Source organism: Vreelandella rituensis (genome assembly GCF_003336665.1).
GTDB classification, from domain to species: domain Bacteria; phylum Pseudomonadota; class Gammaproteobacteria; order Pseudomonadales; family Halomonadaceae; genus Vreelandella; species Vreelandella rituensis.
Map to the genome: position 1 here is coordinate 20,964 of NZ_QPIJ01000005.1, position 17,294 is coordinate 38,257.

The following is a 17,294-nucleotide window of genomic DNA, read 5'->3' on the forward strand; positions in this document are numbered from 1 at the left end:
CTGAAATGGCGGGCGAACATTCTATCAACACTCGCCCCTTGCCTACCAACTGTCTATATACCAACTGTCTATACAAACTACCTATCTGCCTAGCAACTTTCTGTCTCCCGCTCACGAATATTCCAGATGGTAACGATGCGACAGCCGTTGCTTGAAATCCTTGACGATATGCAGGGCCTCTCGCAGCAGATCACGCTCCAATGAGGAAAGCTCCTGCACCACCACGCGATCCGGCTGGCGCCCTTCAGCCTCCCCTTCCATCTGGGCCAATTGCTGTCTGAGACGAATTTCGGTGAACAGCGCCAAGGCTTCCCCCAAGTCTTCGGCAAAGCGTTTTTTCAGACGTCCATCCTCCACTAACGCATCGAGACGCTCAAACGTGGACGTCGCCTTGATACGCCGCTCCAGAGCCATGGTGCGAACCCCATGCACGATCGTAAAGATGCCGCCTTTCTTGATATCGATGCCGTGCTGAGGTTTTTTCAACGAGCCGAACAACGTCAGAGGCGTCGAGAAACGCAGCGCCGTGCGAGCAAAGTAGGACAATAAAATCTCATCTCGTGCGCAGCGTTCAAACAATTCATCGCGCACCTGTTCCAGCAATTCTGCATTACCCGCCACCGCATGAGAGTCCAGAAGGATGGCCAGCTTCATCAGGCTCTCGCCATCACGGGCCGCGACCCAGTGAGCGATATTGTGCTTCCACTGAGTTACCGTTCCTACCCACTCAGGATTGCATACCATGATATTACCGGGACAGGGAGGATAGCCCAGCTCCACCAGCGTATCCGTCAGGGCCTGCATTTGCTCACCAACGTCCGGCCACTCCAGGTCGTCGGCAAGAATCAACCCGTTATCCTGGTCAGTCTTGAGAATTTGCTCACCCCGCCCTTCACTGCCCATCACCATCATGCAGCTATCACGATGGTAGCGCTCATCAATCAGAAATCCCCACGCCTTGTTCATGATGCGCCCGTTGAGCGCAGCCAGAAGATCCATGGCAAAGCGCAATTTGACCCCCTGAGCCATTAACGCCTTGACCAACTCAGGGGTGCGCCGGCTAGCTTCGGTCAGAGCCTGTAGGCTATCCGCCTGCTCGACCTGGAGGCTGATGACATAGCTACGACTGGAGAAATAACTCAGCACATCCGTCAGTTCGACAACGCCGGTTACTTCCTTGTCTTCCACCACCGTTACACGGGCGACCTTGTGACGTGTCATGGCCACCAGGGCTTCAAACAGATATTGCTGCGGTGTGACACTCACCAACTCAAAATGGGCAATATCCTTGACCGCAGTGCTCTGCGCCAGTCCCTTGACCACCAAGGCGTTGAGCAAATCAGTCTTGGTCACCATCCCCACGCCTTCCTGACTTTTCACCAACAGGCTATCGGCATGACTGTCATTAAGAGTATGTACCGCCTGGTGGATTTGTGTCGTCGCCTCGACCATCAAGGGCGCGCGCATGCATTCAATCACCTTGGCCAGCATGAACCCAGCCATGGTAACGCCACCTTCTGCACGCTTTTCGGTCAACAAGCGCGCTTTGTGAGCCAAGGTTTGACGAAAGAAATCATTGAAATCGGGATATTTCCGGCATAACTGCTGAAACAAGGCCTTGGGCAGCAAGTAGCACAGCGTCTCCTGCTCCGCCTGGAAACGATAACGACTCTTGCCATTGAGGATACTGATCGCACCAAAAAGATCGCCGGCAGTGTAAAGACCGATCCGAGCACTTGACGCTGGCAAGGTGGGATCGAGTTCAGCCACTTCACCTTTATGAATCAGAAAGACGAACTCACCAGGCTGTCCGGTTTCCAGAATGATTTCATCCCGGTCAAAATAGGCCAGATCCACACCACTGCGTATCCGTTCTCGACCCTCCTCGTCCAACAATGAAAAAGGCGGTTGTGAAAGTTCGACATCGACCATGGTATTACCCTCGTTATAGTACAGGTACTACAAGATTGTGGTGATTCACTGTCTGTCGCCGGCAACACCGGTAATACTCGTTTCGGTACAGTTTGCCAAAACCAGCAGCCACACCTGGAGAAGGATTTCGCAGCGCCTTACCATTATTTGATGGAACCCAAAGAACGACTTATGAAAAGCACCCATCCATGCTGAGAAGCTGAAAGTGGATCAAAACAGAATAACAAAATCATGTTTTGTGAGAATACCTAGACTATCGTTCCGTATCCTTGTGAAACGCATAAGCCCCTACAGAGAAAAAATTATTAAAGCCTTTGTTTTTTAACAATTTATTAAAAATATCCACTACTCCCCTTTTGTCGTGATACCAAAGTCTGGGATTTAATTTTTGTGTTTATTGCCCAGTATTGTTCACGAGTCAGGCAGGGTAATCGCATGTTAGTTACGTAGCTCGATAGGCAGGCATTGAAGTGAGTAGAGAGCGACTTTAGTCAGCCAAGGGCAGTAAAGGGTAACCGGCGCTGTCATCACCAATGATGAAAATGCCGGTTACCTTGTTACCTCTTGAGCATATGAACGAACAAGATGGCTGTATGCTGAAAAGGGATACAAGATATTGTTTCGTGCATGCGACACCCTGATGAGTCATTCATTTTCAGTGCAACTTCCCCCTCCAACCTTAAATTACAAGTGGAGATCATCACTATGGCAGACGATAAATCCAATGCTGCTGCTTACTGGAAGGCTAACGTACGCCTGATTGCCGGATGCCTAGTCGTCTGGGCATTCGTCTCGTACGGCTGTGCCATCCTGTTCCGACCATTGCTGGCAGGCATCCCTGTCGGCGGCACCGACCTTGGTTTCTGGTTTGCCCAACAAGGTTCCATTCTGACGTTCATAGTGCTCATTTTCTTCTACGCCTGGAAAATGAACAAACTGGACGAAAAATTTGGACTCGGGGAGTAAGCCAGCATGAGTCAATTTGCAATCAATCTTTTGTTCGTCGGGGCATCATTTGCCCTATATATAGGCATCGCTGTATGGGCGCGTGCCGGCTCGACCAAGGACTTCTATGTTGCAGGTGGTGGGGTACACCCGATCACTAACGGCATGGCGACGGCGGCCGACTGGATGTCCGCAGCTTCCTTTATTTCCATGGCCGGTCTGCTGGCGTCAGGCGGCTATGCCAACTCATCGTTCCTGATGGGCTGGACCGGCGGCTATGTCATCCTGGCCATGTTGCTGGCACCTTACTTGCGTAAGTTCGGCAAGTTCACCGTGCCCGACTTCATCGGCGATCGCTTCTACAGCAACACCGCTCGTCTGGTGGCGGTAATCTGCCTGGTAGTGGCATCGGTCACCTACGTCATCGGTCAGATGACCGGTGCCGGCGTAGCCTTCTCGCGCTTTCTGGAAGTCAGCAACACCTGGGGCATCTGGATTGCCGCCTTCATCGTGTTCCTGTATGCCGTATTCGGTGGTATGAAAGGCATTACCTACACACAGGTGGCCCAGTACGTGGTACTGATCATTGCCTACACCATTCCGGCAGTGTTCATCGCCATGCAGTTGACCGGCAACCCCATTCCCATGTTCGGGATGTTCAGCACTCACACCGAATCCGGCTTGCCGCTGCTGACCAAACTGAACGCGGTTCTCAATGAACTTGGGTTCCGGGACTACACGGCCGACGTCGACAACAAGTTGAACATGGTCCTGTTCACCCTGTCGTTGATGGTAGGTACCGCTGGTCTGCCTCACGTCATCATCCGCTTCTTCACCGTTCCCAAGGTGGCTGACGCACGTTGGTCGGCGGGCTGGGCATTGGTATTCATCGCCCTGCTCTATCTGACGGCACCGGCTGTCGCCTCCATGGCACGCCTGAACCTGATGACCACCGTTTACCCACAAGCCGCAGGCCAGGTGGAAAGCTACGAAGATGCAATGGATAACGCCCTGATTTATGAAGAGCGTCCCGAATGGATCAGAACCTGGGAAGAGACGGGCCTGATCACCTTCACCGACCGCAACAATGACGGCCGCGTCCAGCTTTACAACGATGGCAATGAAGACTTTGCCGATACAGCGGAAGCGCGTGGATGGGAAGGCAGCGAACTGAGTGTCAACAACGACATTCTGGTACTCGCCAACCCGGAAATCGCCAACTTGCCGCCATGGGTTATCGGTCTGATCGCCGCCGGTGGTATTGCAGCGGCACTGTCTACCGCAGCGGGTCTGTTGCTGGCCATTTCCTCGGCCATCAGTCATGACTTGATCAAGACCATGATCAACCCGAAGATCTCCGAAAAAGGCGAAATGCTGGCTGCGCGGATCTCCATGGGCGGCGCCATCTTGTTGGCAACCTATCTTGGTCTTAACCCACCCGGGTTTGCGGCTCAGACGGTGGCACTTGCCTTCGGCATCGCCGGTGCTTCGCTGTTCCCGGCGCTGATGATGGGTATCTTCTCCAAGCGCATGAACAGCAAAGGCGCGATTGCCGGCATGCTGGCCGGTCTGCTCTGCACCCTGCTGTATATCTTCACCTACTTGGGCTGGCTCTTCATTCCCGGCACCAACATGCTGCCCAACACCGCGGAAAACTGGATATTTGGCGTTTCGCCGCTGTCCTTCGGCGCGGTGGGTGCAATGATCAACTTCGCGGTTGCCTTCGCGGTATCCAGTGCCACTGAAGAACCTCCGCAAGCTATCCAGGACCTGGTGGAAAGCGTTCGCTCTCCAAAAGGGGCTGGCATGGCAGTCGACCATTAAGCCATAATCGATTCCGGATGCAGCCTCTCTGAGCTGTGGAATCAAAATGAAATCGGGCTTCCCCTGGGGGAGCCCGATTGCTTTCAGGAAGGTTGAATTATGTTATGGCATTTAGTTGCGGCAGTATTCGCCGGTTTAGCGGCCGCCGGAGTGGGCTTGTTCTTGCGGGTTGTCACTCGCAAATGGCTACCCAGCTGGATCGTTCCAGTCTGTGCCGGGCTGGGCATGCTGGCTTACCAAATAAACCACGAGTATTCCTGGTTCAGCCACAAGCAAAGCCAGCTACCTGAATCAGCGCAGGTAATCAGCAGCGAAAAAGGTGAAGCCTTCTGGCGCCCCTGGACATATTTCTTTCCAATGACTATCGCCTTCAGGGTCGTCGACCAGGACAACATGGTGAAAAGTGAGGCGAATGACCAACAACTGGTTGAATTCATCCTCTACCACTTTGAAAAACTGCATATGGACCGGGTAACCACGCAGGCTTACCTACTCAATTGCACCACCCGCGACCTCCTGCCCCTCGAAGGGGAACAGCGTCAGCCCCGCACTACCGAGATGCGTCAGCTAAAAGACTCTGCCCCTCTCTACCAAGCGTTATGCAACACCTGACATTTCTTCCAAGTGGCCGGTTTCAAATCTTCAATGCCTGAGTAGCGCCCGGAAACCGGTTGGTGGACTGGACTCACTCAGGTTATCTCGTCATTACAAACTTCCTGCCTCTCGACTGCCCCCATAAGCGGTATTAACGTAGAATCTGCGTTCCCCTGCTGCCTATCGCTTGGCCCGGGTTTTCCAGCACTCCCAAGCGCTATTTCGGTAATCGTATTTACCAGGCACTTATTTGTTAGCTCTATTGACGGAGAGATGCATGTTCCACGGCTGGCTGCTGGTAATCATTTCCCTGTTCTACATTGCCGTGTTGTTCACTATCGCCTGGTACGGTGATCGCCGCGCACGCATGCATGGCGCCAGCCGACGCCGTCCAATCATCTACAGCTTGGCATTGGCCATTTACTGTACCTCCTGGACGTTTTATGGCGCAGTTGGGCAAGCCGCCACTGCGGGCTGGTCGTTTGCCAGCATCTTTGTCGGACCGATACTGACCTTCCTGCTTTTCTGGCCAGTCCTGGCCAAGATGATCCGGGTGGCCAAACACCAGAACGTCACCTCGATCGCCGATTTTATCGCTTCGCGTTATGGCAAGACGCAATCCTTGGCCGCCTTTGCCAGTCTGATCGCCCTCGTCGGCACCCTGCCTTACATCGCCTTGCAGCTGAAAGCCGTTTCCACGTCATTTACCGTACTGACCGATGCCACTGATATCACCAATGCCCCGTTATTCGGGGACACGGCATTTTACATCGCCATCGTCATGGCCGTGTTTGCCATTCTATTCGGCACCCGCCACACCGATGCAACCGAACATCATGAAGGCCTAATCCATGCGGTCGCCTTCGAGTCATTGATCAAACTGGTGGCATTTCTCACCCTGGGTGCCTATGTCACCTGGGTGATGTTTGACGGTTTGGGTGAGCTAATGAGCCATGCCGAAAGCCAACTCGAGTTGCAGCGCCAACTCGCTCGCCAGGACTTCGGGCAAAGTTTCTGGGCGCAAACGCTCTTGGCCATGCTGGCGATCCTTTGTCTTCCCCGCCAATTCCATGTAGCAGTGGTGGAAAACATTCATCCAGATGACGCCACCAAGGCGCGCTGGCTATTTCCGCTCTACCTGATTGCCATTGCCTTCTTCGTGGTGCCTTTGGCCGCCGCCGGCCTGATGCTGTTTTCCGGCACCGGCGTGGAAGCCGATTCCTACGTCCTGGCCCTGTCGATGGCCTCCGACCAGCAATGGCTGACGTTACTTACCTTCATCGGCGGTTTTTCCGCCGCCACCGGCATGGTGATTGTTGCGGCGGTAGCCGTCTCCATCATGATCTCCAATGAGATCGTGATCCCCGCCCTGTTCCGCATGCGCTGGTTCGACACCAAGGCACGTGATTATGGACGCATGGTGCTTCGAGCACGGCGTCTTACCATCGTCGCCGTACTTGCCATGGCCTATGGGTTTTACCATTTGATCGCCGAGTTCTCCTCACTGGCATCGATCGGCATGCTGTCGTTTGCCGCTGCGGCACAATTCGCTCCAGCGGTAATCGGCGGACTGTACTGGAAACGCGGTAACCGGCTCGGGGTTATCGTGGGGATGAACATAGGTTTTGCCATCTGGGCCTACAGCCTGTTACTCCCGGCAATGATCAGTGCTGGGGTGCTACCGGTGGAATGGCTGGACGGTGGACCATTGGGGTTGAACTGGCTATCACCCGTTTCATTGTTCGGACTCAATCTGGGCGATAGCCTCACCCATGGGGTAATGCTGTCGCTGGGACTCAATTTATTCTTTTACATCTTCATTTCGCAAGTCACCTCGCAGCGCGTGGTGGAACGCATTCAGGCTTCGCTGTTCGTCGATAGTGTTGAAACTCGTCAGACCTCGGTCAATCGTCCCTGGACGGGCGCCACTACGGTGGGCGACCTGAAGGTACTCTGCGAACGTTTTCTCGGGGCAGGCCAGGTCGACCGAGCCTTCGAGAACTACGCTCGGCGCAGTGGCAAGCCCTTGGATAACAGCACGCGTGCTTCGATCGATATCATTCAGTTCACCGAGCGTTTCCTGGCATCGGTGCTTGGCGCCTCCTCGGCGCGCATCGTGGTCAACTCGGCTCTTCAGGGTCGGGGTATCGGTATTTCGGATGTCATCTCGATCGTCGATGAAGCCTCGCAAGTGCTGGAATTCAACCGTGCCCTTCTTCAAGCCACCATCGAAAACATCAATCAGGGCATCAGTGTGGTGGACCAGAACCTCAAACTGGTGGTGTGGAACCAGCGCTATCTGGAGCTGTTCCGCTTCCCCGATCACTTGATTCGCGTGGGCGCCCCCATCGATCGGATCTTTCGCTATAACGCCCATAACGGCGAGTACGGCCCTGGCGATCCTGAAGAACACGTCCAATTGCTGCTCGACAACATTCGTGACGGCCAACCCCATCGCTATGTGCGTTATCGCCAGGATGGGAGCGTGCTGGAAGTTCAGGGCAACCCTATGCCCGGTGGCGGATTTGTGTATACCTATCAGGATATTACGCAGCAAAAGCGCATTGAAGAGGCGTTGATTCGCTCCGAAAACAATATACGCATCTATACCGACAACGTTCCGGCCCTCATTGCCTATTTCGACAAGGAGTGTCGTTATCTCTTCACCAACCGCGCTTACGAGCAGGCGTTCAGCATCGACCGGAATGCAGTCATCGGCAAACGCTATGAAGAAGTGCTTGCGGCCAGACATGCCGAAGAACGGGCGCCTTGGGTGGCACGTGCCCTGACTGGCGAACGAGTCAACTTTGAAGTCTCGCTGAGGGTAGGCGACGCCATGCGTTACATGCTGGTGACCTACACCCCGCACTTCGGTGATAGTAATGCGATCCTGGGTTTCTTTGCCCTCTACCAGGACATTACCGAACGGCGCCAAGCTGAAATCGCCCTTAAAGAAACCAACGAAACCCTGGAGGAACGGGTACGTGAGCGTACCCAGGCATTATCCGAGGCCAACGCCGCCCTGCGTCAGGAAAACCGCGTACGTGCGGAAGCGGAGCTCGCTCTGCGCCAGGCCAAGCAGCTCGCGGAAGATGCCAACGCCTCCAAGACCCGCTTTCTGGCGGCGGCAAGCCACGACCTGTTGCAACCTCTCAATGCCGCACGTCTTTTCACTTCAGCCTTGTTGCAGAACGTGAAAGACGAAGACACGCAGCGCACCATCGGCCATATCGATAACTCCTTGCAGGCCGCCGAAGAGCTACTCGGCACCTTGCTGGATATTTCCAAGCTCGATGCCGGTGCCCTGACCCCGCGACGCAGCCACTTTGCCCTGGCGGATATCTTTCGCCCCTTGCGCGCTGAATTCGAAGTCATGGCCGATGAGCGCGGCCTGGACCTGATGGTGGTTCCCACCCAGCAATGGGTGGACAGCGACCCCCAGATGCTCAGACGCATCGTGCAGAACTTTCTTTCCAATGCGCTTCGCTACACTCAAGACGGCCGCGTATTGCTAGGATGCCGGCGCCGGGATGATCGGTTATGGATAGAAGTCTGGGACAGTGGTCCGGGCATTCCTCAATCCAAGTTATCGGAGATCTTCCAGGAGTTCCGCCGGTTGGATCAGGTCTCACGTCACAAGGAAAGCGAGAGAGGATTGGGGCTCGGGCTGTCCATAGCCGACCGAATGAGTCGCGTACTCGATCATCCGATCAAGGTGCTTTCTCAGGAAGGGGTGGGTACCGTCTTTGCGGTGAGTGTTCCACGAGTAGCCGCGGGAGAGCGCCCCACCGAGAATGCCGAGCTTCAACAGCGCCGCGGCAGCAACAAGCTCGCCGGGATTCGTCTCGTATGTATCGACAACGAGACGTTAATCCTAGAAGGCATGGTCGCCATGCTATCGGGATGGGGATGCGAGGTGTTTACCGCAACCACCATCGGGGGAGCAAAATCGGTACTGCGCAATATGGACGGCGAACCCGACGCCATCTTGGCGGATTATCATTTGGACAATGAAGTCACCGGCCTGATGGCGCTGGAAGTGTTGAGCGAACGCCTGGAAGGGGAAGTGCCGGGCGTGGTGATCACCGCCGATAGAACCGAAGCCGTCGCGGAAGAAATCAGACGCAGTGGCTATCAGCTATTGCTCAAGCCAGTGCGCCCCGCTGCGCTACGCGCCTTGCTGACCCGCACCTTGCAGGCCAGCCGTGCTCCTCGCAGCGACTGAGTCGGCGCTGCGATATAAGCAAAAGGCAGGGTTAGTTCAGGACTGAACCTTAGGGGGGTCGACTTCAAGCTTCTGGGCGGCAATCACCGCCTGGGTGCGTGAATGCACTCCCAGCTTGCGCAGGATAGCCGTTACATGTGCCTTGATCGTGGCTTCGGAAACACTCAGCTCATAGGCAATCTGCTTGTTAAGCAAGCCTTCCGTCAACATGTTGAGAACGCGAAACTGCTGAGGGGTCAACGAGGCGATGGCTTCGGCAAAGCGCGTTTCATCCTCATTGCTGCCTTCCATGACATTAGCCAAGGCTTCCGGCAACCAGACTTCACCTTCGAGAATTTCTCCCACTGCTTCGGCAATCAGGGCCAGCGAAGATGATTTGGGGATAAAGCCGGAAGCGCCGTAATCGATGGCCCGCCTTACCACATAAGGTTCATCGCTCCCCGACACGACCGCTACCGGGATATCGGGCATCTGGCCGCGTAACTGAATCAACCCGGAAAAACCATGGGCGCCGGGCATGTGTAAATCCAGCAGGATCAAGTCCGCATCGGGATGGCGCTTGACCACTTCGTTGGTCGCTTGCATGGTGTCGGCTTCCACGATTTCTGCTTGTGGTGCCAACTGGCGCAACGCCTGCGTCAGCGCCGCGCGAAAAAGCGGGTGATCGTCGGCGACAATAAATTTATGGGCAAAGGCCATGGATATTCCTCCGGTTCCTTGCGCAGCGGGTCACTACCTGCCGCCACGAGGCTAGGCTCATTGGGGTGGGAGCATGGTAACGCATGGACTTCCCGATGCCCAAGCACTGCGCGAAGAATGTGTCATTTTTATACAACAATGCCGGCCCAAAGGGCCGGCATTGTTCATTGGCATCGCTTATATTTGATCTGGAGCAATTATTTGATAGCGCGATGCTCGATTAGGTCATCCACGACAGAAGGATCGGCCAGAGTACTGGTATCGCCTAATCCGTCACATTCATTTGCAGCGATCTTGCGAAGGATACGGCGCATGATCTTGCCTGAGCGCGTCTTGGGCAGACCTGGTGCCCACTGAATGATATCCGGCGAGGCAATGGGACCGATGTCCTTACGTACCCACTTGATCAACTCTTTCTTGAGTTCGTCGGTAGGTTCGGCGTTATCGTTCAAGGTAACGTAGATATAGATACCCTGGCCCTTGATATCATGCGGGAAGCCAACCACAGCAGCCTCGGCAACGGCTTCATGAGCCACCAGAGAAGATTCAATCTCGGCGGTACCCATACGGTGGCCGGAGACGTTGAGCACGTCGTCAACACGCCCGGTGATCCAGTAATAGCCATCCTCGTCACGGCGGGCACCGTCACCGGTGAAGTACATGCCTTTGTAGGTCGAAAAATAGGTCTGAACGAAGCGGTCATGATCGTTCCAGATCGAACGCGCCTGACCCGGCCAGGAATCCATGATCACCAGATTACCGTCGGTCGCGCCTTTGAGCTCATTGCCTTCGTTGTCAACGAGGGCCGGCACCACACCGAAGAAAGGCATGGTCGCAGAGCCCGGCTTGAGGTCGGTTGCGCCCGGCAAGGGAGCTATCATGATGCCGCCGGTTTCCGTCTGCCACCAGGTATCCACGATAGGGCATTTTTCATTGCCGATAACGCGGTAGAACCACTCCCAGGCTTCCGGGTTGATTGGTTCACCTACCGAGCCCAGCAAACGCAGGCTTTCACGCGTACTGGAATCCATGACGTTGTCGCCATGCGCCATCAGGGCACGTACCGCCGTGGGGGCCGTGTAAAGGATGGAAACTTTGTGCTTATCAACAATCTCACCCATGCGGCCGTGAGTCGGATAGCTCGGCACCCCTTCAAACATCAGAGTGATGCCACCGTTGGCGAGCGGCCCATAGATAATATAACTATGCCCCGTGACCCAGCCCACATCGGCGGTACACCAGTAAACCTCGCCTTCCTTGTAATCGAAGACATACTGATGCGTCATCGCGGCATACGTCAGATAACCCCCGGAGGTATGCTTCAGCCCCTTGGGGGCACCGGTGGAGCCGGACGTGTAAAGGATGAATAGCGGGTCTTCGGCGCCCATTTCTTCCGCCGCACAGTCGGTGGACTGATGGTTCACGGCATCCTGATACCAGACGTCACGGCCGTCCTTCCACTCGACATCGCCCCCAGTACGCTTGACCACCAATACCTTCGTGCAGACTTCGGTACCGGGACGCGTCAGGGCGGCATCGACGTTATCCTTGAGCGGCACGTGCTTGCCGCCACGCACGGATTCATCGGCGGTAATCACCAGCTTGGAGTCGGCACCGATGACACGTTGAGCGACGGCATCTGGAGAGAAACCACCGAAGACCACGGAGTGAATGGCACCGATACGTGCACAAGCCAGCATGGCGACGGCGGCTTCCGGAATCATCGGCATGTAAAGCGTGACTACGTCACCCTTGGCGACACCCATTTCCTTGAGCGCATTGGCAAGCTTGCAGGTACGCTCATGCAGCTGACGGTAGGTGATCGTCTCGGAATCGTTGGGGTCATCCCCTTCCCAGATGATCGCCGGCTGGTCGCCGCGCGCTTCAAGATGGCGATCCAGACAGTTGGCGCTGACGTTGAGAGTGCCGTCTTCAAACCAGCGAATATCTACGTTATTGATGTCGAAAGAAGTGTGCTTGATTTTTGTGGGTTTTTTGATCCAGTTAATACGCTCGGCCTGGTCGGCCCAGAAGCCTTCAGGATCGTCCACCGACTGCTGGTACATGGCCTGATACTTTTCTTGGTCGGCCCAGGCATTGGCGGCGAAATCGTCGCGCACCGGATAGACGTTCTGCTGTTCGCTCATGAAATTGCCTCTAGTCCGTAGGAATGAGTTCGCGGAAACAATTCCGTGAAATGCACTCACTAAGGGGAATGTTGTCGACCAGGTTATTATTAACTCTATCGACGCCATATAACTCTCTTAGCATAAACCTCCCTTGGCAGCCTTCCCTTTAGACATTGGTATTAGCTATTTTTATTTATATAACAAAGACTTATATACGCCCTTCAGACCCATCCTCCGCATGATAGACCAAGGTCTCGGCACAAAAACGGCAACGGTAGCATCCTCCTTGCAGGACGAAGGTATGTCGGCGGCGCGTCAAGGCATGCTCCCGGCAACCACAGCGATAGCGAAACGGGGTCAAACGCACGCGCTGCGTATCGAAGCGGTGAGTTACCCGAGGCACCAAACCGAATAATTCACGCATGACGGTTTTCCATTCATGCCCATGAGGTTTCAGCCGAGGACCATTTTCCAGGTGAAACACCAACCAGTGAGCCATTTCATGAGGAATCACTTCCTCAAAGAAAGCCAGACGATTATCTTCCAAGAGTAGTCGATTAAAACGCAGCCCGCCGCGTTTCATATTCGCTTGCCCCGCCCCGGCCCCCCGCAGATCCAGCCATACTCCCGGTCGCGGCAAATCAGGATGCACTTCCCGGCACAATTGCCACGCCTCGGCCACCCGCGCATCCACGGCCTGTGCCAAAGCGCTCGAATCAAGTAACCCTAGTCGTTTGCTGCACGGCGAAGGCAATACCGGTGTCGTCATAATGCTAAACTGTGCCTTTGATTCACGTAATGATGAGGTTCCCATGGCAGATCACTCCTCCCCTCATGCGGAGACACCCTCTCCTCAGCCGCTGCTTGACGATGAACAACTTGAACGGCTGGATGAGTTTCTCGATTCCGAGCACGTCGACCCCGATGCACTGGATTTGATTTCAGCTCATGGCTTTCTTGTCGCTCTCGCCGTCGCTCCGCGGGAAACCCCCTCCACTGAATGGATGGCAGAGCTTTTCCAAGGCGAGCCGACGTTCACCAGCGATGCCCAGCGTCAGGACATTTTCGCGCTGCTCACCTTGCTGCGCGATAACGCCGTGGACGTGCTCGAACAAGGCGGGCTGCCGGAGCTACCTTTCGACCTGACTCTCAAGGGAGCCACACCAGAAGACACACCTATAGGCGATTGGTGTGCCGGTTTCATGGAAGGCGTTTTCCTCGATGAAACCGCCTGGTTCGACGATAACGAAGAGGCCACGGCAACGCTACTTCTGCCGTTCATGCTGCTCTCCGGGCTGTTCAATGACGAACCGGACATGGCGGAGCTTTCCGCCGATACCCAGCGCTTGGAAGCGCTGGTGGTTCAGCTACCCGAACTGGTACTGGATATTTACCTGCACTACCGGGTGCCGCCGGAAACCGCCAAGCCCAAGCCGCGCAAAAAGGCACCGGCGCCGGGCAAAAGACGTTAACGCAACCGAGCCAGCAAGCTGTCCAGCGTGCCGTACAGCCATTCCTTGATGCGTTGCGGATAAGGACGTTTCGCCCATTCACCGACATTCACTTCTGCACTGGAAGCGAAATTACGCTTGAACAATTCGCCCACTTCATCCGCCAGATATCGATCTTCGATTTCCTGGTTGGCTTCCAGGTTCCAGTGCAGATTCCAGTGGTCGAAATTGCAGGACCCCAAGCTGACCCAATCGTCCACCACCACAAATTTGGCATGGATGAACGTCGGCTGGAATTCAAAAATTCGCACCCCCGCCTTGAGCATACGCTGATAGAACCGCTGACTGGCATAGCGCACCCCGGGGTGGTCGTTCTTGCTCCCCGGCAGCAACAACCGTACATCCACCCCTCGGCGCGCCGCCCGAGTCAGCCTCAGCCGCAAGGTGAAAGTGGGCACGAAATAAGGCGTACATAGCCACAGCCGTTGCCGGGAAGAGGAAACACGTTGGTACAATGAGTGGCGAATGGCCTGATAACGGTAACCTCGCCCCCAGATCACCCGGCCGCGCATGCCTTCCTCGCCTCGCTGCGCGGCAGATGTATCCGGAAGATTGCGTACCAGCCAGGTTTTTCCCGTACCGCGTGTCAGCCTGGAATCCCATAACTGGCGGAACAGTCGCTCCCAGTCGTTCACTACCGGCCCCTGAATACGGATGGCAATTTCATACCAGGCTTGAAGGAATTCATCCACGGCCCCGAACCCACCGGTGAACGCCACCTTCCCATCGACTACCACGATTTTACGGTGATCACGGCTCAGATTACGTGCCAGGGAATGAAACCCTAGCGGATTGAAAAAACGCAATGCTACGCCGCCGGCTTCCAAACGGTGTCGGTCTTCCTTTGAAAGGCCCATGGCGCCGTAACCATCCAACAATAGAAGAACCGTCACACCACGCTGGGCCGCGGCGATCAGCGCATTGCAGACCCGAGTGGCAAGCTTACCGGACTCCATCAAGTAGAGTTCGACCAGTATGTAATCCTGCGCCTGCGACACCACCTTGAACATGGCAGGCAAAAACCGAGAAGCCTCGGGCAGTAACGTAAATTGGTTGCTCTCTCGCCAGACACTTTTCAAACCGCTTCCTTCATGCATCCCGTCGCATCCTTGATCTTCTTTCCCAGGCGTTTGTGGCTCAGCCTGGCAAGTGTCAGCGCTGGGTCAACGCCCGGTGAACATACAAATCATACCGACTGGTTTTACCCTCCACACTGTGCTGAGGCGCCGGACCCGCGATAGGCGGCGCCTTGCGTGGCCGCTTGACCACCACCCGATGGGTCGCCACATCCAGCGCCGCTTCCAGCAAGCGCGATGCATCAGGATCATCGCCCGCTAGTTCACGAAACAGGCGCATTTCCTTTTTGACCAGGGCAGACTTTTCCCGATGAGGAAACATGGGATCAAGATGAATGACTTGTGGCGAAAACGCCGCTTCAGCGACCAATGCCTCTAGTTCACTCACCGCATCCCCCTTGATCAACCGCATACGCGCTATTATCGCGGCAATCTCTGGATCACCGGCGGCACGCATCAGACCATCCCCAAGCAAGGCGGCAATGGCGTCGACACGCTCGATCAATAGCACCTCGGCCCCCAGGCTCGCCAATACGAAAGCATCGCGCCCCAGACCCGCAGTGGCATCGACCACATTCGGCGTTACCCCCTTGCTCAAACCGCATGCCTTGGCGACCAGTTGGCCGCGGCCACCACCGAAGCGCCGCCGATGAGCCGCACGCCCTTGCACAAAATCCACACGTAGAGGCTTGCCGTAGAGAAGTTCATCCCCGGCCAGCACCAAGCCATCTGACTGATGGCGCAAGATCAACCCATCGGGAAGACTCATGCCGGCTTTTTCCAGGCGACTTCATTACGCAGATACACTGGCTGAACCTCATGGGGATCACGCCCCAGGCCAGCATCAAGGTCCCGAGCAGCCAACACCACCATGTCTTCGGCACTGGCTTCGATGTTCTCGAGCGTCTGGGTCAAGCCGGCTTGAACCTGGGCGGGCATTTGCTCCCATAACGTCCAACCCGACCCCACCCCTACCCAGTCGGTTTCCTTTGCGGGCAACCGCAAGGCTTGCGGGGCGATTACCGCTTCTTCCTGCAAAAGCGTGGTGACACCATCGGCACAGTGCCAGGCAGCCACATAGATCTCGCCCATCCGGGCATCCAGGGCAGTGACCAGATAGCGAAAGTGATAGCGACGGTGGGCACCCAGCGCCAAAGCCTCCAGGGTGGATACGCCCAACAGAGGCCGTTCCAGACCGAACGCCAACCCCTGAGCCGCCCCCGCTGCAATTCGCAAGCCGGTGAAAGAACCTGGACCACGTCCATAGGCCACCGCATCCAACTCGCTTGGAGCAATACCGGCCTCGGCCAGGACCTCATCCACCATCGGCATCAACCGACGGGTATGGGCACGGGGCGTCAGCTCAAAGCGACTGATGCATTCCTGCTTTCCGGCATCCCGCCGGAGCAAGGCAACCGAACAAGCACTCGAAGAGGCATCCAAGGCAAGCAACACTGATGACATGGCGAAAAACCACCCAACGCAGAATGAAACATGATTATACGTGGCTTGGGCCATAACGACGATGGCCCGCACGAGGCGGGCCATCTGCGATGCTGGGCAAGCGAGAGTCAGTCTTTAAGTGCTTCAAGCACCTGACCGGTAATCTCGTCAACGCTACCGGTGCCTTCCACACGGTGATACTCGGGGGCCGCTTGCGGATCTTCCTTGGCCCACTGCTGGTAATAGTCGACCAGCGGAGCCGTTTGGTCATGATAGACCGCAAGACGATGACGCACGGTTGATTCCTGATCATCCTCGCGTTGAATCAAGGCTTCACCGGTCACATCATCCTTGCCTGATTCCTTGGGCGGATTGTGCTCGACGTGATAGACGCGCCCGGATGCAGGGTGAACCCGGCGTCCTGCCAGACGACTGACGATTTCCTCATCGGAAACCGCGATTTCCAGTACATGATCGATCTTCACGCCGGCATCTTTCATGGCTTCCGCCTGAGGAATGGTGCGCGGAAAGCCATCCAGCAGGAAACCATTTTCGCAATCCGGCTGGCTGATACGCTCCTTGACCAGATCGATGATGAGGTCGTCGGACACCAGACCACCGCTGTTCATGATTTCCTTGACCTTGAGCCCCAGCTCACTGCCTTCCTTGACGGCGGCGCGCAGCATGTCGCCGGTGGAAATTTGCGGGATCTTGAACTGCTCGCAAATAAATTGAGCTTGAGTTCCTTTACCAGCCCCCGGGGCGCCCAACAGGATCAAACGCATCGCACTGCTCCTTGGATTACAAAAATGTAAAAAATAGACCGTCGACAATAACCGCGCCGCCGAAGAGGCACAACTCTCCAAAAGCCTGAGAAGCGGCTTTTTTATCAAGTTTAGCCGGTAAAACCGGTTTA

At 55.6% G+C, this 17,294-nt stretch carries 13 protein-coding genes; 5 read left to right on the top strand and 8 right to left on the bottom strand.

Annotated elements, in window-relative coordinates; all coding sequences use genetic code 11:
* Window positions 1–111 precede the first annotated feature (111 nt).
* Window positions 112–1,932: a putative nucleotidyltransferase substrate binding domain-containing protein gene (locus DU506_RS04045; RefSeq protein WP_114485672.1), complete on the bottom strand. Its 1,821-nt coding sequence runs from the start codon at window positions 1,930–1,932 to the stop codon at window positions 112–114.
* Between the two features lie 705 nt (window positions 1,933–2,637).
* Between DU506_RS04045 and DU506_RS04050 the strand changes: the two genes are divergently transcribed.
* The 4 genes from DU506_RS04050 (at window position 2,638) to DU506_RS04065 (ending at window position 9,520) form a co-directional block, all read left to right on the top strand.
* Window positions 2,638–2,898, top strand: coding sequence for a DUF4212 domain-containing protein (locus DU506_RS04050; RefSeq protein ID WP_114485728.1), 261 nt, complete (start codon window positions 2,638–2,640; stop codon window positions 2,896–2,898).
* 6 nt (window positions 2,899–2,904) lie between these two features.
* On the top strand, window positions 2,905–4,701 hold the full coding sequence (locus DU506_RS04055; RefSeq protein ID WP_114485673.1) for a sodium:solute symporter family protein: 1,797 nt from the start codon (window positions 2,905–2,907) through the stop codon (window positions 4,699–4,701).
* Window positions 4,702–4,800: 99 nt separating this feature from the next.
* Window positions 4,801–5,313, top strand: coding sequence for a hypothetical protein (locus DU506_RS04060; protein ID WP_114485674.1), 513 nt, complete (start codon window positions 4,801–4,803; stop codon window positions 5,311–5,313).
* Between the two features lie 259 nt (window positions 5,314–5,572).
* Window positions 5,573–9,520, top strand: coding sequence for a hybrid sensor histidine kinase/response regulator (locus DU506_RS04065; RefSeq protein WP_114485675.1), 3,948 nt, complete (start codon window positions 5,573–5,575; stop codon window positions 9,518–9,520).
* 36 nt (window positions 9,521–9,556) lie between these two features.
* On the opposite strand, the gene DU506_RS04070 is transcribed toward DU506_RS04065, so the two are convergent.
* The 3 genes from DU506_RS04070 to DU506_RS04080 all read right to left on the bottom strand — a co-directional run bounded on the left by DU506_RS04070 (window position 9,557) and on the right by DU506_RS04080 (window position 13,117).
* Window positions 9,557–10,219 carry a response regulator gene (locus DU506_RS04070; protein ID WP_114485676.1) on the bottom strand — a complete coding sequence of 221 codons (663 nt, stop codon included), beginning with the start codon at window positions 10,217–10,219 and terminating at the stop codon, window positions 9,557–9,559.
* A gap of 197 nt (window positions 10,220–10,416) precedes the next feature.
* Complete coding sequence (acs, locus tag DU506_RS04075) at window positions 10,417–12,366, bottom strand: acetate--CoA ligase (protein ID WP_114485677.1); 1,950 nt, start codon at window positions 12,364–12,366, stop codon at window positions 10,417–10,419.
* 190 nt (window positions 12,367–12,556) lie between these two features.
* Window positions 12,557–13,117, bottom strand: a complete 561-nt coding sequence (locus DU506_RS04080) for a SprT family zinc-dependent metalloprotease (protein WP_114485729.1) — start codon at window positions 13,115–13,117, stop codon at window positions 12,557–12,559.
* 43 nt (window positions 13,118–13,160) lie between these two features.
* On the opposite strand from DU506_RS04080, the gene DU506_RS04085 reads away from it, so the two are divergent.
* Window positions 13,161–13,820, top strand: coding sequence for a YecA/YgfB family protein (locus tag DU506_RS04085; protein ID WP_114485678.1), 660 nt, complete (start codon window positions 13,161–13,163; stop codon window positions 13,818–13,820).
* Here DU506_RS04085 and DU506_RS04090 read toward each other — a convergent pair.
* From DU506_RS04090 to adk, 4 genes are all read right to left on the bottom strand, one after another.
* Window positions 13,817–14,938 (bottom strand): phospholipase D-like domain-containing protein, encoded by a 1,122-nt coding sequence (locus tag DU506_RS04090; RefSeq protein ID WP_114485730.1) that lies wholly within the window; start codon window positions 14,936–14,938, stop codon window positions 13,817–13,819. The two genes, DU506_RS04085 and DU506_RS04090, sit on opposite strands and share 4 nt — an antisense overlap.
* A 73-nt stretch (window positions 14,939–15,011) precedes the next feature.
* Window positions 15,012–15,704 carry a class I SAM-dependent methyltransferase gene (locus DU506_RS04095; RefSeq protein WP_114485679.1) on the bottom strand — a complete coding sequence of 231 codons (693 nt, stop codon included), beginning with the start codon at window positions 15,702–15,704 and terminating at the stop codon, window positions 15,012–15,014.
* Entirely contained in the window at window positions 15,701–16,399 is a 699-nt protein-coding gene (gene tsaB, locus DU506_RS04100) for a tRNA (adenosine(37)-N6)-threonylcarbamoyltransferase complex dimerization subunit type 1 TsaB (protein WP_114485731.1), read from the bottom strand. Before tsaB ends, DU506_RS04095 begins: the two co-directional genes overlap by 4 nt.
* A 107-nt stretch (window positions 16,400–16,506) precedes the next feature.
* On the bottom strand, window positions 16,507–17,163 hold the full coding sequence (adk, locus tag DU506_RS04105) for an adenylate kinase (RefSeq protein ID WP_114485680.1): 657 nt from the start codon (window positions 17,161–17,163) through the stop codon (window positions 16,507–16,509).
* Between the last annotated feature and the right edge of the window lie 131 nt (window positions 17,164–17,294).